15 protein-coding genes and 1 rRNA gene are annotated in these 22,148 nt (G+C 71.3%); 10 read left to right on the top strand and 6 right to left on the bottom strand.

Annotation, left to right across the window (positions count from 1 at the left end; translation table 11 throughout):
• Positions 1 to 116: 116 nt before the first annotated feature.
• The 4 genes from rrf to EDF53_RS03880 all read left to right on the top strand — a co-directional run bounded on the left by rrf (position 117) and on the right by EDF53_RS03880 (position 5,727).
• Positions 117 to 233, top strand: a 5S ribosomal RNA gene (rrf, locus tag EDF53_RS03865).
• 96 nt (positions 234 to 329) lie between these two features.
• The gene (locus EDF53_RS03870; RefSeq protein ID WP_123292818.1) at positions 330 to 1,460 is read left to right on the top strand and encodes an ROK family transcriptional regulator; all 1,131 of its coding nucleotides are present in this window, start codon (positions 330 to 332) and stop codon (positions 1,458 to 1,460) included.
• Positions 1,461 to 1,552: 92 nt separating this feature from the next.
• The gene (locus EDF53_RS03875; protein ID WP_123292356.1) at positions 1,553 to 3,568 is read left to right on the top strand and encodes a beta-galactosidase; all 2,016 of its coding nucleotides are present in this window, start codon (positions 1,553 to 1,555) and stop codon (positions 3,566 to 3,568) included.
• Positions 3,565 to 5,727, top strand: a complete 2,163-nt coding sequence (locus EDF53_RS03880; protein WP_260215204.1) for an alpha-galactosidase — start codon at positions 3,565 to 3,567, stop codon at positions 5,725 to 5,727. The genes EDF53_RS03875 and EDF53_RS03880 overlap by 4 nt, the downstream gene beginning before the upstream one ends.
• A gap of 279 nt (positions 5,728 to 6,006) precedes the next feature.
• On the opposite strand, the gene EDF53_RS03885 is transcribed toward EDF53_RS03880, so the two are convergent.
• A complete protein-coding gene (locus EDF53_RS03885; protein ID WP_123292357.1) occupies positions 6,007 to 8,655 on the bottom strand; it encodes a glycoside hydrolase family 2 protein in 2,649 nt (882 codons plus the stop codon).
• A 117-nt stretch (positions 8,656 to 8,772) separates the two neighbouring features.
• On the opposite strand from EDF53_RS03885, the gene EDF53_RS03890 reads away from it, so the two are divergent.
• From EDF53_RS03890 to EDF53_RS03910, 6 genes are read left to right on the top strand one after another with little or no spacing between them, the layout of a single operon-like run.
• The gene (locus EDF53_RS03890) at positions 8,773 to 10,458 is read left to right on the top strand and encodes an ABC transporter substrate-binding protein (RefSeq protein ID WP_123292358.1); all 1,686 of its coding nucleotides are present in this window, start codon (positions 8,773 to 8,775) and stop codon (positions 10,456 to 10,458) included.
• Positions 10,459 to 10,492: 34 nt separating this feature from the next.
• Positions 10,493 to 11,482 (top strand): ABC transporter permease, encoded by a 990-nt coding sequence (locus EDF53_RS03895; protein WP_111086984.1) that lies wholly within the window; start codon positions 10,493 to 10,495, stop codon positions 11,480 to 11,482.
• A gap of 12 nt (positions 11,483 to 11,494) precedes the next feature.
• Complete coding sequence (locus EDF53_RS19200; RefSeq protein ID WP_159573964.1) at positions 11,495 to 12,529, top strand: ABC transporter permease; 1,035 nt, start codon at positions 11,495 to 11,497, stop codon at positions 12,527 to 12,529.
• A complete protein-coding gene (locus tag EDF53_RS19205; RefSeq protein WP_173168295.1) occupies positions 12,526 to 13,398 on the top strand; it encodes an ABC transporter ATP-binding protein in 873 nt (290 codons plus the stop codon). The genes EDF53_RS19200 and EDF53_RS19205 overlap by 4 nt, the downstream gene beginning before the upstream one ends.
• Positions 13,395 to 14,288, top strand: coding sequence for an ABC transporter ATP-binding protein (locus EDF53_RS03905; RefSeq protein WP_123292359.1), 894 nt, complete (start codon positions 13,395 to 13,397; stop codon positions 14,286 to 14,288). Before EDF53_RS19205 ends, EDF53_RS03905 begins: the two co-directional genes overlap by 4 nt.
• Positions 14,285 to 16,405, top strand: a complete 2,121-nt coding sequence (locus tag EDF53_RS03910; protein WP_148058258.1) for a glycoside hydrolase family 36 protein — start codon at positions 14,285 to 14,287, stop codon at positions 16,403 to 16,405. The genes EDF53_RS03905 and EDF53_RS03910 overlap by 4 nt, the downstream gene beginning before the upstream one ends.
• A 206-nt stretch (positions 16,406 to 16,611) precedes the next feature.
• Here EDF53_RS03910 and EDF53_RS03915 read toward each other — a convergent pair whose 3' ends face one another.
• From EDF53_RS03915 to EDF53_RS03935, 5 genes are all read right to left on the bottom strand, one after another.
• Positions 16,612 to 18,282, bottom strand: coding sequence for a DHA2 family efflux MFS transporter permease subunit (locus tag EDF53_RS03915; RefSeq protein WP_123292361.1), 1,671 nt, complete (start codon positions 18,280 to 18,282; stop codon positions 16,612 to 16,614).
• A gap of 77 nt (positions 18,283 to 18,359) precedes the next feature.
• On the bottom strand, positions 18,360 to 18,992 hold the full coding sequence (locus EDF53_RS03920; protein ID WP_123292362.1) for a response regulator transcription factor: 633 nt from the start codon (positions 18,990 to 18,992) through the stop codon (positions 18,360 to 18,362).
• On the bottom strand, positions 18,989 to 20,191 hold the full coding sequence (locus EDF53_RS03925) for a sensor histidine kinase (protein ID WP_185020932.1): 1,203 nt from the start codon (positions 20,189 to 20,191) through the stop codon (positions 18,989 to 18,991). Before EDF53_RS03925 ends, EDF53_RS03920 begins: the two co-directional genes overlap by 4 nt.
• 29 nt (positions 20,192 to 20,220) lie before the next feature.
• Positions 20,221 to 21,030, bottom strand: a complete 810-nt coding sequence (locus EDF53_RS03930) for an ABC transporter permease (RefSeq protein WP_123292364.1) — start codon at positions 21,028 to 21,030, stop codon at positions 20,221 to 20,223.
• A complete protein-coding gene (locus EDF53_RS03935; RefSeq protein WP_123292365.1) occupies positions 21,027 to 21,866 on the bottom strand; it encodes an ABC transporter ATP-binding protein in 840 nt (279 codons plus the stop codon). The genes EDF53_RS03930 and EDF53_RS03935 overlap by 4 nt, the downstream gene beginning before the upstream one ends.
• Positions 21,867 to 22,148: the final 282 nt, after the last annotated feature.

The following is a 22,148-nucleotide window of genomic DNA, read 5'->3' on the forward strand; positions in this document are numbered from 1 at the left end:
CGCGTCCACTTTGTGGTTCCCGACAGACGATCGGGAATCAAACTGAATACACCGCTCTGCCCATTCGTGGGCAGCAGCCGGAACATGTTTGAGACTAGATTGATGGTCGAAAGTGTTCCGGTGGTCATAGCGAGAGGGAAACGCCCGGTCACATTCCGAACCCGGAAGCTAAGCCTCTCAGCGCCGATGGTACTGCAAGGGGGACCTTGTGGGAGAGTAGGACGCCGCCGGACTTAACGTTGCAACACCAGGGAACCCCTGACCAGCACTGGTCAGGGGTTTCTGCGTTTCCGGGCTGAGCCGTAGGATCAGCCGACGACGGAGGAATGATGACCGAAGCCTGGCCGGCACTGCCCGAGGGCTCCCGCTTGGCACTGCGGGAGATCCTCATCCACGGCACGCTCTCGCGGGCGGAGATCGCACGGTCGCTCGGGCTGTCGCGCGCGAGCTTGACCCGGGCGATGCGGATCCTCGTGGCACACCGGCTCGTGGTCGAGGTCGGCACCGACGTGCGTGGCGCCACCGGTCGGCCGTCGGAGCTGCTGCAGTCGAGTTCGGGGCAGTGGGAGTTCCTCGGCGTCAAGCTGACCCGGGAGCGCCTGTACGCCGCGGTGACCGACCTGGGCGGGCGGGTCCTCGCGCTGCACGAGGAGACCGTCCCGTCGACCGTGCCGGAGGACCTGGCCGACCAGATCAGCACCGTGCACGAGCGCCTCCGTGCCGTGCATCCTGCGATCTCTGCCGTCGGGGTGTCCCTGCCCGGTGACGTCCTCAGCCGGGGCGGAGAGGCCGTTGTCGCGTCGTCGCCGTTCCTCGGGTGGACCGACGTCGCGTTCGCCCGGATGGTCCGGGAGCGAACCGGACTCGCAGCCTTCACGGCGAACGACGTCCACGCCCTGACCGTCAAGGAGCACTGGTTCGGTGCCGGCGCCGGCCGCGGGTCGATGGCCCTGGTCACCGTGGGTGAGGGGCTCGGCCTCGGACTCATCGTGAACGGGCAGGTCTCCACCGGCGAGCACGGGCGGCTCGGTCGGATCGGGCACCTCCCGGTCCTCGGTGGTGGGCCCGACTGCGGCATCGGGCACGCGGGGTGTGCCTCGAGCTACCTGCCGAGTCCGGTGATCGTGCGGAACGCCGGGCGCGAGGGATCGTCGTACGAGCAGGTCGTCGAGCTCGCGCGGAACGGTGACGAGCAGGCCGTGGCGGCGTTCGAGGACGCCGGACGAGCACTCGGTGTCGTCCTGGCCACCGCGGTGCACATCGCCGACCCTGCCGCGATCGTCCTGACCGGCGACGGGCTGCCGGTGTACGACCTGGCACGGACCACGGTGGACGAGTCGCTCCGTGCGGCCCTGGCTCCGTACCGGCAGCCGGTGACCGTCGAGGTGCAGCCGTTCGAGTTCTCTGAGTGGGCGCGAGCGGGGGCGGTCCTCGCGATCCGGCAGCTGCTGGAGACCTGATGCGGCACCACTGACGATGCGTTAGTTACACACGTTGACAAACGCCGCCGGAGACGGGAGGCTGGTGCGGTCCACCCATCGAAGGAGATGCCGTGACCGCTGCCCCCACCGTCCCGTGGCCGACCGACGGCCTGTCGTTCGGCGGCGACTACAGCCCTGAACAGTGGCCGCGCGAGGTCTGGCTCGAGGACGTCCGCCTGATGCGCGAGGCCGGGGTGAACCTGGTCACGATCGGGGTCTTCTCGTGGGCGCTGCTCGAGCGGTCGCCGGGGGAGTACACCTTCGACTGGCTCGACGACGTCATCGCCCTGCTGCACGACAACGGCATCGCCGTGGACCTCGCGACGCCGACCGCCGCCCCGCCGAACTGGCTGCTGACCGCCCACCCCGAGGTGCTGCCAGTGGACGCCACGGAGCGACGGGAGCGCCCGGGCGGACGCCTCGGATGGTGTGCGGCGTCGACGGTCTTCCGCGAGCACGCCCTGCGGATCGTCGGTGCCCTGGCCGAACGCTACGGTCACCACCCGGCGGTGCGGCTGTGGCACGTGAGCAACGAGCTCGGTGGCGGGAACGGCCGCTGCTACTGCGAGGAGTCGGCAGCGGACTTCCGAAGCTGGCTCGCCGACCGGCACGGGGACGTCGACACCGCGAACGCCGCGTGGGGAACGGCCTTCTGGGGACACACCTACACGTCCTTCGACGAGGTCTCACCCCCTCGTGGTGTCGGCGGCGCACCGAACCCCGGCCTCTTCCTGGACTTCGAGCGGTACTCGTCCGACGCCTTGCTCCGGCACTTCGACGCCGAGAAGGCCGTCATCGAGCAGTACTCGGACGTCCCCGTCACCACGAACTTCATGGTCGGCGCGGGCTCCCAGGTCGTCGACTACGCCGAGTGGGCGAAGCACGTCGCGATCCCGGCGAACGACCACTACACGCTCGTCGACGATCCGCACCGCGAGCAGGACCTCGCCCTCGCAGCGGACCGGATGCGCGGCATCACCGCCGACCGCACCCCGTGGTTGCTCATGGAGCACTCGACGGGCGGCCCGAGCTGGCAGCAGCGCAACCGGGCGAAGGAACCGGGCGAGATCCTGCGCAACTCGCTCGTGCACGTCGCCCGCGGGTCCGACGGCGCACTGTTCTTCCAGTGGCGGGCCTCCACCGCGGGGGCCGAGCAGTTCCACTCCGCGATGGTCCCGCACGCCGGCACCCGCACCCGGATCTGGCGCGAGGTCGTCGCGCTCGGCCGGGCACTCCGTGACCTCGCCCCCGTGCAGGGCAGTCGCGTCGAACCGGCCCGGGTCGCGATCGTCGTCGACGAGCCGTCCGGCTGGGCACTGCAGTCCGGACTGAAGCCGCACCGAGCGCTGCGGTACTCGCGGGAACTCCGAGCCTGGTACGCCGCGTTCCACGACCGGCAGGTGCTCACCGACGTCGTGCCCTCGGATGCCGACCTCGACGGCTACGACGTGGTCGTCGTCCCCACGATGCTCATCGTCGACGACGCCACCGCCGCACGGATCGCCGCAGTGGTCGACCGCGGCGCGACCCTCATCGTCACCTACCTGTCCGGCGTCGCCGACGAGACCGCCCGCATCCGTGCCGGCGGCTACCCGGGCGCGTTCCGGCAGGTGCTCGGCGCCTGGAGCGAGGAGTTCACCCCGCTGCAGCGCGACGAGACCCGCACGCTCGACGACGGCGGCACCGTCACCGAATGGGCCGAGGCCGTCGTGGTCGACGACGCCGACGTCGTGCTCCGCTACACGGACGGACCGCTCGCGGACCGCGCAGCGGTCACCCGCCGCGCCGTCGGCGGCGGCGCCTGGTACGTGTCCGCGATGCTGCCTGCCCAGAGCACCCAGCGGCTCGTGGACCGGGTCGTCGAGGAGCGCGCGCTCCCGCGGACGGTCACCGCGCCTCCCGGCCTGGAGGCGGTGCGCCGCGTCCACGACGACGGATCCGTGTTCCTGTTCCTCGTCAACCACCGCGCGGACGACGTGACGGTCGTCGCGTCCGGTACGGACCTGCTCGACGGCTCCGGCCACGGGCCGGAGACCGTCGTGCCCGCCGGTCGCGTCCGCGTCCTGCGCGAGGAGCGTGCGTCGTGACCGTCGTGGACCGCGATCCGGCGCCGGCGCGCGCACTCGACGGACGGCAGGTGCAGGTCCTGCGCGGCGGCGGGGTGTCGCTCGTGCTGGCGACCGCCGACGACGGGCTGCCCGAGGTGCTGCACTGGGGCCGCGACGTCGGACCCGTCACGGACGGCGACGGCGCCGAACTGCTGCTCGCGCTCGGACGGCCGCTCGGACCGAGCGCCCTCGACGCGGCCTGGCCACTGACCGTGCTGCCGACCGAACGCGACGGGTGGGAGGGACGACCCGCGATCGCCGGACACGTCGACGGGCTGCCGCTCGTGCCGCGGTGGCGCGACGTCGAGGTGACCGCGGAGCCCGGCGCGCTGGTCGTGACCGCGGTGTCCGACGAACTGCTGCTGCGGAGCGCCTTCCGGCTCGACGCCTCGGGGGTGCTGCGCGTCGGGCACACCGTGACGAACGGGGCCGCCGTGCCCGTGCACCTGCAGGCACTCGAGGCGACGCTGCCCGTGGGCGAACGGGTCGGCGAGGTGCTCGACCTGGCCGGACGCTGGACCCGCGAGCGCACCCCGCAGCGCCGGACCCTGACCGCCGGCAGCCACGCGCGGGAGAGTCGCCGTGGTCGCACCGGCCACGACGCCCCGACGCTGCTCGTGCTCGGGACGCCGGGGTTCTCGGACGCCTCCGGTGAGGTCTGGGGTGTGCACCTGGCCTGGAGCGCCGACTCGGTGCACCGCCACGACCTGCTCGCCGAGGCGCGACCGCTGCTCGGTGCCGGGGAACTCCTGCGCGCCGGCGAGGTGGTCCTCGGGCAGGGGGAGTCCTTCGCCGCGCCCGACGCCGTCTTCGTGTGGAGCGACGCCGGGCTCGACGGCCTGTCCGACCGGCTGCACGACTCGCTCCGCAGCCGCCCCGGTCACCCGAAGCGCCCCCGGCCGGTGGTGCTCAACACGTGGGAGGCCGTCTACTACCGGCAGGGCCTCGCGCCCCTGGTCGCACTGGCCGAGACCGCCGCGGACATCGGCGTCGAGCGGTTCGTGCTCGACGACGGCTGGTTCCTCGGGCGTCGCTCGGACTCGACGTCGCTGGGGGACTGGCGCGTCGACCCGACGGTGTGGCCGGACGGCCTCGGGCCGCTGGTCGACCGGGTCCGCGGTCTCGGCATGGAGTTCGGGCTGTGGTTCGAACCCGAGATGGTGAGCCCGGTGTCCGAGCTCGCGGCGGCGCACCCCGAGTGGTTGCTGCAGCGCCCCGAGGACGACGTCCGCACCTGGCGGAACCAGTACGTGCTCGACATGGCGAACCCACTCGCACGGGCGTACGTGCTCGAGGCGATGTCCGCCGTGATCGGGGCGCACCACGTCGACTTCGTGAAGTGGGACCAGAACCGCGACATCGTGCACGCGGTCCACGCCGGACGCGCCGGCATCGACGCGCACACCCGCGGGGTCTGGACGCTGATGGACGCCCTGCGCGCCCGGCACCCGTGGCTCGAGATCGAGGCGTGCGCGAGCGGCGGTGCCCGGGTGGACCTCGGCGTGCTGGAGCGCACCGACCGGGTGTGGCCGTCGGACTCGAACGACGCGTTCGAACGCCTGCCGATCCAGCGGTGGACCGAGGCGCTGCTGCCGCTCGAGCTGATCGGCTCGCACGTCGGCCCCGAGGTCTCGCACACCACCGGCCGGCACCTCGACCTGGACTTCCGGATGGCGGTGTCGCTGTTCGGGTCCGCCGGCATCGAGACCGACGTCACCCGGCTGTCCCCGACGGAGCTCGACCGGCTGCGGGCGTGGACGGCGTTGTACAAGCGGGAGCGCGGGCTGCTGCACACCGGCCGGCTGCGGCACCTGGAGCTCGGCGACCCCGGGCTCGTGGCGACCTCGGTCGTGGCCGTCGACCGGTCGCGGGCGCTGGTGCGGGTCGCACGGACCGAGACCGGGCCGCAGTCGCTGCCGGTGCCGCTGCGGATGCGGGGGCTCGACCGGGCGCGGCGCTACCGGCTCGCCCCCGTCACGGGGCTGCGGGTGCCGCACGGGCTCGACATGGTGCCGCCGGCGTGGCTCGTGCGCGGGCACCTGGACCTGTCGGGCGCGGTGCTCGAGGACGTCGGGGCGCGGCTGCCGCTGCTGGCCCCCGCGACCGCGATCGTGTTCGAGCTGCACGCCCTCGACTGACGCGACCCTGCCTGCCGCCGTCGGCCTGCCTGCCGCCGTCGGCCTGCCGGCCGCCGACGGCCGGCTGGCGTCGGCCGTCGGCCGTGGTCGGGCAGGCGCGGCCGGCGAGCGGGCGGAACATCCCGGTTCGTGGCGTGCGCACGCGGGTGTTTCGCCCGCTCGGCGGGACGGCGCGGCCGTACTGGTGTGCTGACGGTTCTGGTTCGCGATCTCGCAGGATCGTGAACCAGAACCGTCACGCCGTTGGCAGAACCCGTCCCCGCCCGGGCGCGGGGCTCGTCAGGGGCGGAGCGAGCCCGCGTGGCGGAGGACGAGCGGGCCGACGAGCGCCTCGGGGCCGATGCCCGGCGCACCCGTCACCGTGAAGGTCACCGACTCGCCGGCCAGCAGGGACACCAACCCGTCGTCGACCCGAGCGGCCGGGTCCACACGATCCGGGAACAGCGAGACGTCCCGCGCGTAGGACGTCGCCGTCACCGTGACGACCGCCCCGTCGTCCGTCGCCGTGACCGACGTGGACAGCGGCGAGCGGGCGAGCACCTGGTCGACGACCTCGGCGAAGTCGAACACCGTGCGGGTTCCGGCTCCGGTGACGACGAGCACCTCGGACCCGGCGTCCCCGGGCACGGCGAGCGAGGCCGGCAGCGTGACCCGGTCGGCGTCGGCGGGAGCGGCGGCCAGCGAGAACGACGACGAGTCGAGCACCGTGCCGTCGAACGCGACGCGGGCGACCGTGACCTCGTCGGTGACCGGCGCCCCGGACGCGTTCACGAGCACGACTTCGAGCCCACTCTCACCAGACGGCTGCACCGTGAGCAACACCGGCTGGTAGGCCTGCCGCACCGCGTACCAGACCGGCTTCCGGATGCCCGCGTGGTCGACGAGCGCCCAGGACACCACGGGCCAGTCGTCGTTGAGCTGCCAGACGATCATCCCGGTGTTGTCGGGCGTGCGGGACCGGAACCACTCCATGCCGAAGCGGATCGCGTGCGCCTGGTTGAGCTGCGCGGCGAAGTGCCAGTCCTCGATGCTCGTCGGCGTCGGCAGGTGCCCGCGCATGCCGTCGGCGAGCTTCCGGTTGCCCTGGTCGGCCTTCTGGTGCACGAGCATCTCGTGGCCGTCGGGGTCGAGCGGCTCGTCGTGCACCACCGCGGTCAGGGTCGACCAGGCGGGCGGCCCCTGGAACCCGAACTCCGCCACGAACCGCGGGTTCCAGTCGGCGTAGGCGCGGTAGTCGAGCCGGTTCCAGACGTCCCAGATGTGCACGCTGCCGTTCCGCTCGTCGTTCGGCGTCAGGTACTCGTCGAACGAGAACGGGCTGCCCGGCGTGTACGGACGGGTCGGGTCGAGCTCGGCGACGATCGACGGCAGCAGCGAGCGGTAGTAGCCGTTGCCCCAGGTCCGGCCGACGAGCGACGGCCGCCAGCCCCACTCGGCGTACGCGACGAGGTTCTCGTTGTTGCCGTTCCACACCACGAGCGACGGGTGCGGGCTGAGCCGGGTGACCGCTTCGCGGACCTCGGGCTCGACCTCGTCGGCGAGCCAGGGCTCCTCGGCGTAGGCGGCACAGGCGAACAGGAAGTCCTGCCAGACGAGCACCCCGAGCTCGTCGCACCGGTCGTACAGGTCGTCGGACTCGTAGATCCCGCCGCCCCAGATGCGGAGCAGGTTGACGTTCGCCTCGATCGCGTCGTCGATCCGGTCGGCGTAGCGCTCGGGCGTCATCTCGGTCAGGTACGCGTGGTCGGGGATCCAGTTCGCGCCCCGCACGATCACCGGCCGGTCGTTCACCCGGAGCAGGAACGGGGCTCCGCCGGCGTCGGCGGCGGTGTCGAGCGTGACGGTGCGGAACCCGACGCGGCCGGTCCAGACGTCGTCGCCGACCTCGACCCGGACGTCGTACAACGGCTGCTCGCCCTCGCCGCGCGGCCACCAGACGGCGACGTCGGGGACCTCGAGCCGCACGACGGCGGAGCCGTCGACGACGGCGCGCACGCTGGTGACGGACGTCGCGCCCGGCGCGGACGGGCGGCCGGGAGGCACGGTGCCGGACCCGACGGGCGTCGCCGCCGCCTCGGTGCCGCTCGCGCCGGGGGCGGACGTGCTCTGCTCGGCCAGGGCGGCGCCGTGGCCGTCGGCCCCGCCGGGGGTGACGTGCGGGGTCAGGGTGACCCGCGCCTCCAGTCCGGCCCGACCGGACACCCCTGCGACCGGAGCCGACCCGATGTGCTGGGAGAAGGCGCCGGTGGAACCTGCGGACTCGACGTCGACGTGCGCGGTGAGCACGCCGGTGGTGCCGTCGACGTCGACGAGGGGGCGGACGGCCGCGATGCGGGCGGCGCTCCACGACTCGATGCCGATCGACTTCCAGATGCCGCTCGTGGCGACGTCGATGCCCCAGTCCCAGCCGAAGTTCGACGCGTTCTTGCGGAGTGCGTTGTACGGGTGGTGGTTGACGTGGGGGAGTTCGCCGCCGTGCAGGGCGGACAGTCGCTCGGCCGCGGGGACCGGGGCGTCGAAGGTGATCACGAGCTCGTTCGTGCCGGGGCGCAGCAGGTGCCCGACGGGGAACCGGTACGCGCGGTGCTGGTTCGCGGTGGTGGCGACGACGATGCCGTTCAGCTCGATCGTCGCGAGGGTGTCGAGTCCGTCGGCGACGAGGTCGTGGCGGGCGTGCGTGGTCGGGCCCGTGCCGGTCTCGCCCGACCACGCGAAGGTGCGGCGGTACCGCCACACCGTGTCGCCGATCCACTGGGTCGCGGCCTCGTTGTCGCCGTCGAACGGGTCGGGGATCCGGCCCGCCCGCAGCAGGTCGGTGTGCACGCAGCCGGGGACGATCGCGGCGACCGGCTCCCGGTGCGCATCGGCCTGCGCCGGGCCGTGCACCGCCTCGACCGTCCACGTGCCGTCCAGGGTGGTCCGCTCCATTGCGTCTCCTCAATCGTGACGGGGCCGTGACCCGACCCCTTGACCGCCTTAGTTTACGCGTGTAACAATCACGCTCACAACGTGGATCCTGCGACGACGCAGACCGAGAGGACAACGATGTTCAACCCAACCCGTTCACGGCTCGCCATCGGCGCCGCCGTCCTCCTCGCCGCCGGCCTCGCGCTGAGCGGCTGCAGCGCGAGCGGCAACGCCAGCACGAAGGACGACGCCGCCTCGACCCTGGTCGCCTACACCGGACAGTCCGGCGACTACCAGATCAACTTCAACCCGTGGTCGCCGTCGAACATCGGCGGCGTCGGCACCATCTACGAGTCGCTGTTCTTCATCACCAACGTCAACACGAACGACCCGAAGCCGCTGCTCGGCAAGTCGTACGAGTGGAACACCGACGGCACGCAGCTCACCATCACGCTGCGCGACGGGGCGACCTGGAGCGACGGTGAGCCCTTCACCTCGAAGGACGTCGTGTTCACGCTCGACATGCTCAAGAAGCAGAAGGCCCTCAACTCGATCGGCTACGACGGCACCGCGAAGGCGGACGGCGACGACAAGGTGGTCGTGACGTTCGACAAGCCGTCGTTCGTGCTCGGCCCGAACCTGCTCGGCAAGACCTGGATCGTGCCCGAGCACCTGTGGAAGGACATCGACCCGACCACCGACGTCGTGCGCGAGCCCGTCGGCACCGGTCCGTACACGCTCGGCACCTTCAAGGCGCAGGCCTTCACCCTCGAGGCGAACAAGAAGTACTGGGACGGCGCCCCGGCCGTGAAGACCATCCGCTACCTGTCGCTCTCCGGCAACACCGCCGGCGCCGACGCGCTCAAGCAGGGCTCGATCGACTGGCAGACCGGCCCGGTGCCGAACATGGACGACATCGCCGGCAACTACAACGGCTACGACGGCATCACCGTCGGCCAGAACCAGATGGCCCTGCTCACCTGCGCGAACACCGACCTCGGCTGCACCGGCCCGCAGACCGACCCGGCCGTCCGCCACGCCATCGCCGACGCGATCAACCGCAAGCAGCTCAACTCGCTGGCGTTCGAGAACACCGCGAGCGAGATCTCGCCGACCTTCGCGCTCACCACGACGCAGAAGGACACCATCTCGAAGGACATCGAGCCGGCCGTGATGCCGGAGACCGCCGACAAGGCCGCCGCCGCGTCGTCGCTCGAGGGCGCCGGGTGGAAGAAGGGCGCCGACGGCATCTACGCCAAGGACGGCAAGAAGCTGTCCCTGACGGTCGAGGTCGTCACCGGCTGGACCGACTACATCACCGCGATCGACACGATGACCCAGCAGCTCAAGGCCGCGGGCATCGAGCTCAAGGCGCAGCAGTCGTCGTGGAACGAGTGGACCGACAAGAAGACCAAGGGCAACTTCGAGCTCGCGATCGACTCGCTCGGCCAGGGCCCGACGGCGAACCCGTACTACCTGTACAACAACTACTTCACGACGGCGAACACCGCGAAGGTCGGTGCTGCAGCCCCGATGAACATCTCGCGGTACAGCAACCCCGACGTGGACAAGGCCATCGCGAAGCTCGCCACGATCAACCCCGAGGACACGGCCGCCACGCAGCCGGAGCTCGACACGATCCAGCAGCACATCGTCGAGGACCTGCCGTACATCCCCGTGATGACCGGCGGCACGACGAGTGAGTTCCACGCGGCGAAGTTCACCGGCTGGCCCACGAAGGACGACCTCTACGCCTTCCCGGCCGTCTGGGCGAGCCCGGACAACGCCGAGATCTTCAAGGCGCTGAAGCCGGCGAAGGGCTGACCACGATGGGATCGCGACCGAGGAGCACTCGACGATGACCTACTTCCTGCGCAAGATCGGCTTCTACATCGTCGCGCTGTGGGCGGCACTGACGCTGAACTTCATCATCCCTCGGCTGCTGCCCGGGAACCCGGTGGACATCCTGCTCGCCAAGCTCCAGCAGCGCGGCGGGCAGGTGACCCCGGCGACACGGCAGGCGTACGAGCTGCTCCTCGGTGGCGATTCCTCGGAGCCGCTGATCTCCCAGTACGGCCACTACCTGGTCAACGTGTTCCGCGGTGACCTCGGGGTGTCCGTCAGCTACTTCCCGGCCCCCGTCACCGAGGTCATCGCGAGCTCGCTGCCGTGGACCATCGCCCTGGTCGGCATCGCCACCATCCTGGCCGCCATCATCGGCGTCGGCCTCGGCGCCTTCGTCGGCTGGCGTCCGGGCACCTGGCTCGACTCGTTCGTGCCGGCCACCACCCTGCTCGCCGCGGTGCCGTACTTCTGGCTCGCGCTGATCCTGGTGTACTTCTTCGCCACCGGCATCCACCTGTTCCCGGCGCAGGGCGGCTACGACGTGATCCTCACACCGGGGTTCAACTGGGACTTCATCGCCTCGGCGATCCAGTACGGGGTGCTGCCGGCCGTGACGATCGTGCTCGCATCGCTGGGCGGCTGGCTGCTCGGCATGCGCAACATGATGGTGTCGACGCTGTCCGAGGACTACATCACCACCGCCCAGGCCAAGGGGCTGTCCGACGGCAAGATCCTGCGGAACTACGCCGCCCGGAACGCCGTGCTGCCCTCCGTCGCCGGGTTCGCGATCTCCCTCGGGTTCATCGTGTCCGGCTCCGTCGTCACCGAGCAGGTGTTCTCGTACCCGGGCATCGGGTCGAAGCTGCTGTCCGCCGTGACCAATAACGACTACGCGCTCATGCAGGGGATCTTCCTGTTCATCACCCTGGCGGTCCTCGGCGCGAACCTCGTCGTCGACCTGCTGTACGGGCTCATCGACCCGCGGACGCGGGCGCGGAGCTAGGGAGGACACGCCATGACCAACATCCAGCAGGACACCGAACCCACCATCGGCGCACTCGCCGAAGAGGCCGACGCCGGGTCGACGCGGAGCATCGCCACGGCCCGAGCGTCACGACCGAAGGGCGGCATCCGCCGTTTCCTGCCGACCCTGACCCCGTGGCTCATCACGGGCATCGCGCTCGTCGCCGGCGTCACGCTGTTCGGCGTCGTCGGGCCGCTGCTCGTCGGCGACCCGACCACCATCCGTGACTCCGGGCTGCAGGGACCGAGCGGCGAGAACCTGCTCGGGACGACCCAGACCGGGCAGGACGTCCTCGCCCAGCTCGCCTACGCCACGCGCGGCAGCCTGCAGATCGGCCTGATCGTCGGCGTCCTCGCCACGGTGCTGTCCGCGTTCTTCGGGATCCTCGGCGCGTACCTGGGCGGGATCATGGACGAGGCGTTCTCGCTGTTCTCGAACGTGTTCCTCGTCATCCCCGGCCTGCCGCTCGTCATCGTCATCTCGGGCCTGGTCCCGCGTGAGGCCCGCGGGCTCTGGACCATCGCCGTCGTCCTCGCGATCACGTCGTGGGCCGGGTCCGCCCGGGTCCTGCGGGCGCAGACGATGTCGATCCGGAACCGCGACTACGTCTCCGCCGCCCGTGTCGCCGGCGAACGACCCTGGCGGGTCATCGCCGTCGAGATCCTGCCGAACCTGCTGCCCGTCCTGGCGTCGCAGTTCGTGTTCGCGGTGATCGCCGCGATCCTCGGGGAAGCGGGGTTGTCGTTCCTCGGCCTCGGGGCGTCGAACTCGTCGACGCTCGGCACCATGCTCTTCTACGCCCAGAACGGCTTCGCGCTGGCGAACGGCGCCTGGTGGTGGTTCGTGCCGCCCGGCCTGCTCATCGCCCTGCTCGGCATGGGCCTGTCCCTGGTGAACTTCTCGATCGATGAGGTCATCAACCCACGACTGGCGAACGTGCGTGCCCAGCGGCGGCGCGAACGTCGCGCCAAGCGGGCCGCCCGCGCCTCGCGTTCCGCACGCACCACGAAGGAGTTCGTCCGATGAGTGCCGAAGCCGTGCTGACGATCGACCACCTCGACGTCGTCTACGAGACCGAACACCCCGTGCACGCCGTCAAGGACGTGTCGCTCACCCTGGCTCCCGGCGAGATCCTCGGGCTCGCGGGGGAGTCCGGCTGCGGCAAGACGACCCTGGCCTACGCCATCACCCGGCTGCACCGACCGCCGGCGAAGGTCGCCTCGGGCAGCATCACGTTCCACGACCGCGACGGCACCGACATCGACCTGCTCGGGCTGCCGCACGAGCAGCTGCGGGCGGTGCGCTGGTCGAAGCTGTCGATGGTGTTCCAGGGCGCGATGAACGCCCTCAACCCCGTCACCACCATCCGGGCGCAGCTCGACGACGCCCTGAGGGAACACCGGCGCGACCTGTCCCGCAAGGAACGGCGCGCGATCGCCGAGGACGCCCTGAGCCGCGTCGGCGTCGACCCGTCCCGCATCACCGCGTACCCGCACGAGCTGTCCGGCGGCATGCGCCAGCGCGTGATGATCGCGATGGCCATGCTGCTCGAACCGCAGATCATGATCATGGACGAGCCCACCACCGCCCTCGACGTCGTGGTGCAGCGCGAGATCCTGCGCGAGATCGTCCGACTGCGCGACGAACTCGGGTTCGCTGTCGTGTTCATCACGCACGACCTGCCGCTGCTGCTCGAGATCAGCGACCGCATCGCGATCATGCTGCGCGGCGAGGTCGTCGAGTGCGACCGCGCCTCGGTCATCCAGCACGACCCGAAGCACCCGTACACGCAGAAGCTGCTGCAGTCGTTCCCGAGCCTGTCGGGGGAGCGCGGCGCGTTCATCCGCTCCGGCGTCGACGACCACGCGGCAGCAGTCCACGAGGAGATCCGATGACCAGCGTGACCGTCAGCCACCTCGGCAAGGACTTCCACACCCGCAAGGGCCTGAAGCGCACCACCCTGCACGCCGTCGACGACGTGTCGTTCGAGCTGCTGCCCGGGAAGACCGTGGCGTTGGTCGGGGAGTCCGGCTCGGGCAAGTCCACCATCGCCCGGATGCTCGCCAAGCTCGAGAGCACCACCCGCGGCTCGATCGACGTCCGGCTCGAGGACGGCACACCCGTCGTCGGCAGCATGTACCGCCGGCACGTGCAGATGGTGTTCCAGGACCCCTTCGCGTCGCTCAACCCGTTCCACTCGATCGAGCACCACATCGCCCGTCCGCTCCAACTCCACCACCGAGCCCGGGGCGCCGACGAGACCGCCGAGAAGGTGCGGGAACTGCTCGGCCGCGTCAACCTCGACGAGGACTTCGCGAGCCGCCGCCCGCACGAGCTCTCCGGCGGACAGCGGCAGCGCGTCGCCATCGCCCGCGCACTCGCCCCTGGCGCCCAGGTGCTCATCGCCGACGAACCGGTGTCGATGCTCGACGTGTCGATCCGGCTCAGCGTGCTCAACCTGATGGGCCGCCTGCAGCGCGAGGACCACCTCGCCGTGCTCTACATCACGCACGACCTGGCGACCGCACGCCACTTCTCCGACGAGATCCTGGTGCTCTACCGCGGCCGGGTCGTCGAACGCGGGCCCTCCGACGCCGTCATCCTCGACCCGCAGCACGACTACACCCGGCTGCTCGCCGAGGCCGCCCCCGACCCGGAGCGCACCGACCGCAAGGTGACCTCGGGCAGCGCTCTCGACCGCTCGAAGATCGACGACACCACCTGCTACGACCACGGCGTCGGGGCGTGGGTGTCGAGCGAGCCCGCTCCGGTCGGCGCACGGTGAGCGGAGCCTTCGCCGACTGGGTCACGCCCGGGTTCTCGGCACGGTTCCGGATCGGCGACGACCAACCCGCCGCCCTCGTGTCGTTCGTGGCGAGCGGCGGAGCGCGTGCCGACGGGGCGCTCGCCGACGGACCCGACGAACCGCAGCCCCTGGTGGAGCTGACGACGATCGGACACGGCCGGTTCCCGGGCGGGTACCGGCACGTGGACTCCACGATCGGGGCGCGACTGCGCCCCGTGTCGTGGCGTGCGTCCGACGACGCGACCGATCCGTGGTTCCGGATCGTGCAGGCGGACGCGGCCACGGGCCTCCAGGTCGAGTCGGTGTTCCGGGCGCGCGCCGACGTCGCGGGCTTCCAGACGTGGACCGAGGTGTCCGCCGACGGCGGTGAGCACGTCGTGGACTTCGTGTCGTCGTTCGCGACCGGGGCATTCCTGACGGACTCCGGGGTCGGCGTCGACGACCTGGCCCTCGTGCACGCGGACAACGACTGGGCGGCCGAGAGCCGGTGGCGGACCGATCCACTGCGGTCGATCGGACTCGCGGCGATCGACCGCGAGGCGCAGCACCACCCGCCCCGCAGCCGCGCCGTCGTGCAGAACCGTGGGTCGTGGTCGACCGGCGAGGCGCTGCCGATCGGCGTGCTGACGCCTGCTGTGTCCGCTGGTGCCGTGCCCTACGCGCTCGTTTGGCAGGTCGAGCACAACGGGCCGTGGCTCTACGAGCTCGGCGAGACCCGACGGCACGCGTACGTGCTGCTGAGCGGGCCGACCGACCAGGAGCACCACTGGACGGCCGTCGTCGCTCCGGGGCAGCCGTTCGTGTCCGTGCCGGTCTCGGTGGGGATCGCCGGCTCGGTCGGCGGGGCGTTCGAGGTGCTCACGGCGCAGCGTCGGGCGTTCCGGCACGTGCGCGAGGCCGATCGAGCCCTGCCGCTCGTGTTCAACGACTACATGAACACGCTCATGGGCGACCCGACCACCGAGAAGCTGCTGCCGTTGATCGACGCCGCTGCCGACGCCGGAGCGGACCTGTTCTGCATCGACGCCGGCTGGTACGCCGAGGGGCACTGGTGGGACACCGTCGGAGCCTGGGAGGAAGCTGCTTCGCGGTTCCCGACCGGGCTCGGATTCGTCATCGACCACATCCGGTCGCGCGGCATGCAGGCCGGGCTCTGGCTCGAACCCGAGGTCATCGGCATCCACTCGCCGCTGGCCGCGACCCTGCCGGACGACGCCTTCGTGCACCACCACGGCGTGCGGGTCGCGGAGCACGGACGGCACCTGCTCGACCTCCGGTCACCGGCCGCGCGGGCACACCTGGACTCCGTCGTCGATCGACTGGTCGGGTCGCTCGGCGTGACGTTCTTCAAGATGGACAACAACACGATGACCGGGCCGTTCGCCGGGATGCTCGAGCACCAGCGCGCGCTCCTCGACTGGCTCGACGACGTGCAGGCCCGCTACCCGTCGCTGCTCATCGAGAACTGCGCCTCGGGAGCGATGCGCGCCGACTCCGCGATGCTGTCCCGGTTGCACATGCAGTCGACCTCGGACCAGCAGGACCCGGTGCTGTCGGCGTCGATCGCGGCTGCTGCCCCCGCCGCGATGCTGCCCGAGCAGGCCGGGAACTGGGCCTACCCGGCGCCGTCGATGTCGCCCGACCTGTTCGACCTGTCGCTCGTGAACGGGGTGCTCGGGCGGATGTACCTGTCGGGCTACCTGAACGAGATGTCTTCGGCGCAGCGTGCGGTGGTCGGGGACGCCATCGCCGCCCACCGGGCAGTGCTCGAGGTCATCGAGTCGTCGGTGCCGGTGTGGCCGCTCGGGCTGCCGGCATGGGAGGACCCGTGGCTCGCGCTCGGCCTGCGCGCTGCGTCGGGCGATCTGTACTTGTCGGTGTGGTCGCTGCCCGGTGCGTCGGGATCGGTGTCGTTGCCGCTGCCGGGCTTCGCCGGGCGGCCGGTGGTCGTCGAGCCGCTGTTCCCGACGGCGCTCGGGTCGTGGTCTGTGGCGTGGGACGCTGCCTCGGGTTCGCTCGAGGTCGCCAACGGCGGGGCGACCCCCACAGCGCGGGTGCTCCGCGTCCGACCGGAGGGGGCGGACGCGGAGCACTGAGCGGGGCGCGCGTCGCGATGGCAGGGCGCGCGTCGGAGCGGACGGGAGGAACGGTGCAGGCAGGCGCCGTGCCTCCCGTCCCGTCGGTGGTCGCGTCCACGGCGCGGGGGACGCGGGTTCGCGTCCGGCCGGTGACGTTTCTGGTTCAGGATCCTCGGGGATCGTGAACCAGAACCGTCAGGAGCTGGGGAAGAAGGGGCCCCCGGTCAGGCGCGGGTCTCGTGATCGGCGTCGGCGTCGGCGTCGGCGTCGGTTCCGGTTTCGGGTTCGGTGGTGGACTCGGGGTCGTCGTCGGGGCGGCGCGGGGCGCGGAGCCGCAGGGTCGCACCGAGGCCGATGACCAGGAAGCCGGCGGCCGAGAACGCGGCGGCGCGGGTGCCGTCGGAGAACGCCTCGGCGGCGTCGGCGCGGGTCTGACCCTCGAGACCGGCGATCGCTCCGCCCGAGGACTGCACGACGGTGTCGGCGATCTGCTCGGCCCGGGAGGTCGAGACGCCGGCGTCCTGCAGGCGGTGCTCGAGGATGCTGCCCGTCGAGGTGAACAGCACCGTGCCGAGGACCGCGATGCCGAGCGCCGAACCGATCTGGCGCGCGGTGCTCTGGGCGCCGGAGGCCTCGCCGCTGCGCTCCACGGGGACGTCCTGCAGCACGACGCCGGTGAGCTGGGCCGTCGCGAGTCCGACGCCGAAGCCGTAGACGAACAGGCACGGGACGATCGCCCACCACGGGGTCGACGAGGTCACGACGAACCCGATCGCGGCGACCCCGACGATCTCGGCGCCGATGCCCATCCGCACGATCGGGAGCGCCCCGATCCGCTGTCCGACCGTGGCCGCGAACCCGCTCGCGACGAACGACCCGATCGCCAGGGCCAGCAGCACGAAGCCGGTCTGCAGCGCCGAGTAGCCGAGGACGTTCTGCAGCCAGAGGGGCAGCGACAGGATGATGCCGAACTCGCCGAGCGACACGATGAGCGCGGCGATCGAGCCGTTCCGGAACGAGCCGATGCCGAACAGGTCGAGCGCGATGAGCGTCGACCGACCCGCACGCTGCCGGCGCCGGGAGCGGACGACGAAGGCCACCCCGGCAGCGATCGCGATCACGAACGCGACGGGGATCGACGAGACCGGGCCGTCCCACGACCACGAGCCGATCGTGAACGGCGTCGACGACGGAGTCCACCAGCCGTAGGTGCGACCCTCGATCAGCCCGAAGACCAGCGCAGCGCTCGCGATCACGGACAGCAGGGCGCCGACGAGGTCGATGCGGCCGGTGTGCTCGGCGTCGCGCGACTCACGCACGGCGACCGCGAGACCGACCAGGATGACCGCCACGATCGGGACGTTGATGCCGAAGGCCCACCGCCACGAGAAGTCCGTCGTCAGCCAGCCGCCGAGCAGCGGACCGACCGCCACCATCCCGCCGATCGTGGAGCCCCACACCGCGAAGGCGATGCCGCGCTCCCGGCCGGTGAACGTCGCGTTGAGGATCGACAGCGTGGTGGGCAGGACCATCGCGCCACCGACACCCTGCAGCACGCGGGACGCCACGAGCAGTTCGCCCGTCGGGGACAGCGCCGCCAGGACCGACGCCACCGCGAACAGGATCACGCCGATGGTCAGCAGGCGTCGGCGACCGAAGCGGTCGGCGACGGCACCGAAGACGAGCAGCAGGGCGGCGAACACGAGCGTGTAGCTCTCCTGCACCCACTGCACCAGGGTCGAGCCGATGTCGAGGTCGGCGACGATGCTCGGGATCGCGACGTTGACGATCGTGGAGTCGACGATGATGAGCGCCACGGCGAGGCTGATCACGACCAGACCGATCCACCGGCGGCGGTCCGGGGTGCTGGTGGAAGCTGCGGCTGCGGCGCTCATGTGCGTGTCCTCTCAGATGATCAGCATGCTGACTACCTGACGGTACACCCGCTCCCGATGACCGGCACACCGGGGGATCAGGGGAGCAGGCGGAGTTCCATCGCGCGGGTCACGGCACGGGTGCGGTCGTTGACGCCGAGCTTCTCGAACACGTGGCCGAGGTGCGTCTTCACCGTCGTCTCGCTGAGGAACAGGGCGCGGCCGATCGCCGGGTTCGAGTTGCCCTGGGCGACGAGCTGCAGGACTTCGAGTTCGCGCGGGGTCAGCGACGGGCGGGCAGCCACGGCCGACGAACCCGTTGCCCGGCGGACCAGCGCAGCGGCAGCCGAAGGGGCCAGTGCCGTCTCGCCCCGCGCGGTCGCCCGCACCCCCGCGAGGATCTCGGACTCCGGGGCGGCCTTGAGCAGGTAGCCGGTGGCCCCGGCCTCGATGGCCGCGAGGATCTGGTCGTCGGACTCGTACGTCGTCAGGATCAGGACGCGGACGCCCGGTTCGGCCGCGAGGATCTCCGCCGTCGCCGCATCGCCGTCGAGCTCCGGCATCCGCAGGTCCATCAGCACGACGTCCGGGCGCTCGGCCAGCACGACCGACACCGCTGCACGACCGTCGCTGGCCTGGCCCACCACGTCGATGTCGTCGGCGTCCTGCAACAGCGCGACGATGCCCGAGCGGACGATCGGGTGGTCGTCGGCGACCACGACGCGGATCACCGGGTCACCTCCGCCACGGCTTGGCGAACGGCGGACGGGAGGCCCGGTGCGGCTCCGGTGGGCAGGGTCGCCTCGACGACGGTGCCCCGGCCCAGGGCGCTCGTGATCGTGCAGGTGCCGCCAGCGAGGGCGAGGCGCTCCCGCAACCCGCGCAGACCGTGCCCGGCCGTCGGCTGCTCGGGGTCGAACCCGGCACCGTCGTCGGTGATCCGCAGCACGGTCTGCCCGTCCTCGGAGACCAGAAGGACCTGCGCAGAGCCAGAGCCGGCGTGCGCGCGGACGTTCGAGAGGGCCTCTTGCGCGACCCGGAGCAGGACCACCTGCGCATCGCGGTCCAGTGCGCAGTCGGACGCGTCGACCGTGACGACTGCGCCGGTCTCGCGGGTGTGCCGTTCGGCGAGACGGTGGAGGGCGCCGGCGAGGCTGTCGCGGGTCATGCCGGCGGCTCCGGCTGCGACGAGGGTGCGGGATTCCTCGAGGGCGGCGCGGGCGGACTCCTCGAGGACGGTGAGTCGTTCTTCCAGCGCGTCGGAGCGGTCGTTCGCCAGGTCGCCGCGGGCCCGTTCGGTGAGCATGACGATCCCGGCGAGGTTCTGCGCGACGGTGTCGTGGATCTCGCGGGCCAGGCGCTCCCGTTCGCTCGCGATGCCCGCGGTACGGTTCGCGTCGGCGAGGGACTGCTGGGTGGCGCGGAGCTCCTCGACGAGCTGGCGGCGCTCCTCGGACAGACCGGCGACGCTCGAGATCCACACGCCCATCGCGCAGGCACCGATCACGCTGATGCCCTCGATGAGCAGGGTGCTGACCAGGGCGTCCGGGCCGCTCGACAACTGCAGGCCGATGCCGCTCGCGACCCCCACAGCGACGGACAGCAGGACCGCGGTGCGGACGCGCTCCGTCTGCACCCACACCAGCGGGAACACGATGCACTGCACGAACGCGGTGCTCGGGACGACGGCTGGCAGCACCAGGGCGGCGACGATGACGAGCGGCAGGAACGCGGCGGCGGCTCGGGGGCTGTCGTAGCCGCGGTGCCCGTACGCGATGTACGCCACGACGAGGCCCACCACCGCCAGGTAGGCCGGCCAGCGAGTCGACCAGGGGGACCAGCCCAGCGCGGTGATCACGGCGGTGAGGAGCATCGTGCCCGCGAAGAAGACGTGCAACCACCGGTTGCGCACCCACGTCTCACCGCTCATGACGACAGCATCCCACCTGCCCGGCGCCATCAGGAGTCCTTGCGGTTCCAGCGGAAGGTGAGGGCGCAGGCCACCGTGCCCCCGACCAGCCACGCGACCAGGACGAGCGTTCCGAGGGCGAGGTGCCACGCGCCTCCCGGCTCGGCGGACGCGAACGCGTCGGGCAGGAAGACGGACCGCATGCCGGACGCCATCCAGCGCAGCGGGAAGACGGACGCGACGTTCTGCAGCCAGTCGGGCAGCTGCGTGAAGGGCAGGTAGACGCCGGAGATGAACTGCAGCACCAGCACGATCGGGACGATGGTGGCGGTGGCGCGGCGGCCCTCGCGGGGGAGCGCCGAGATCGCGATGCCGAGGACGCAGCTGGTGGCGATGCCGAGGACCATGACGCCCGCGAAGACGCCCCAGTTGCTCGCGTCGGTCGGCAGGTCGACGCCGAACACCAGGCTCGCGATCCCGAGCAGCAGCGCCGTCTGCACGATGGTCGTGACGAGGACCATGCCGATCTTGCCGACGAAGTAGCTCAGCACCGGCAGCGGCGTGCCGCCGAGGCGCTTCAGCGTGCCGTCGCTGCGTTCGGTCGCGATGTCGACGCCGAGGGACTGGGTACCGGAGAGCAGGATGCCCGTCGCGACAAGGCCGGGCAGGTAGTAGGTGGCGTAGTCGACGCTGACCGGTCGCCCGTTGCTGGCGACGGCGCGGATCGGGTCGGCGTCCGCGAAGGCCACCGAGAACAGCGCCAGCATGATGATGGGGAAGAGGAACGTGAAGAAGACGGCGTCGGGGGCACGGAAGTAGGAGCGGATCTCGTACGAGACGCGGCTGGTCGCGGTGTTCACTTCTGGCCCACCATTCCGAGGTAGACGTCCTCGAGGGACGGGCGGATGACTTCGAGGTCGTGCATGGCCGTGGTGCTGCTGCGGACGAGCGCGGTCGGGTCGCTCGTCCGCTCGTCGTGCAGGTCGCCGGCGTCGTCGCGCCAGCGGACTCGTGGTGTGCGGGCTGCGGCGCCGCCGATCTCGTCGATCGGCGCGATGTCGAGTAGCTTCCCGTCGGCGATCACCGCTGCCCGGTCGGCGAGTTGGGCGGCTTCGTCGAGGTAGTGCGTGGTGAGCAGGATCGTCGTGCCCTCGGCCTGCACCTGGCGCAGGAGGTCCCAGAACTGGCGGCGGGCCTCGGGGTCGAAGCCCGTGGTCGGTTCGTCGAGGAACAGCACTTCGGGGCGGCCGATGATCCCGAGGGCGACGTCGACGCGGCGGCGCTGGCCTCCGGAGAGTCGGGCGATGCGGGTGTTGCGCTGTTCGGTCAGCCCTGTTGCTTCCAGCAGTTCGTCGGTGCTGCGGTGCTTGGGGTAGAGCGTCGCGAAGTGGTTCACCTGCTCGGCGACGGTGACGTTCGGGGACTCGGCGCTGGTCTGCAGGACGATGCCGATGCGTGCGTTGTGGCTGCGGCTCGTCCGTGCGGGGTCGTGGCCGAGGACGCGGACCTCGCCGGCGGTGCGGGAGCGGTAGCCCTCGAGGATCTCGACCGTCGTGGACTTGCCGGCGCCGTTCGGGCCGAGGAGGGCGAAGGTCTCGCCGGGCTGGATGACGAAGCTGACGTCGTCGACGGCGACCTTGCCGGTGGCGTACTGCTTGCTGAGGTGCTGGACCTCGATGGCGGGGGACTCGGGCATGGGTCCAGCCTGGCCGGTGGGGCGCCGCGGGGCATCGGTGGGGGCGGTGGTGCTGCATCCTCCGATCGGGGGATGGCGTGGTTTCCCTGTCGGGTGCTCGCGCACGGGGAAGGCATGTTTCTGTTTTTGCCCGGATGGCGTATCGCGATATCGCGCTTCCTGCACGGTGCGCTGGGCGGTGGACGTCACCGTCTTCTGTCTGGAGGCCCGTGGCGGGCTGGCACTGTGCCTCCCGTCCGATGGTGGGTCGCGTCAGGTTGCGTCAAGCAACGTCCGCGTAGA

The organism is Curtobacterium sp. PhB78, assembly GCF_003751685.1.
Classification (GTDB): Bacteria; Actinomycetota; Actinomycetes; order Actinomycetales; family Microbacteriaceae; genus Curtobacterium.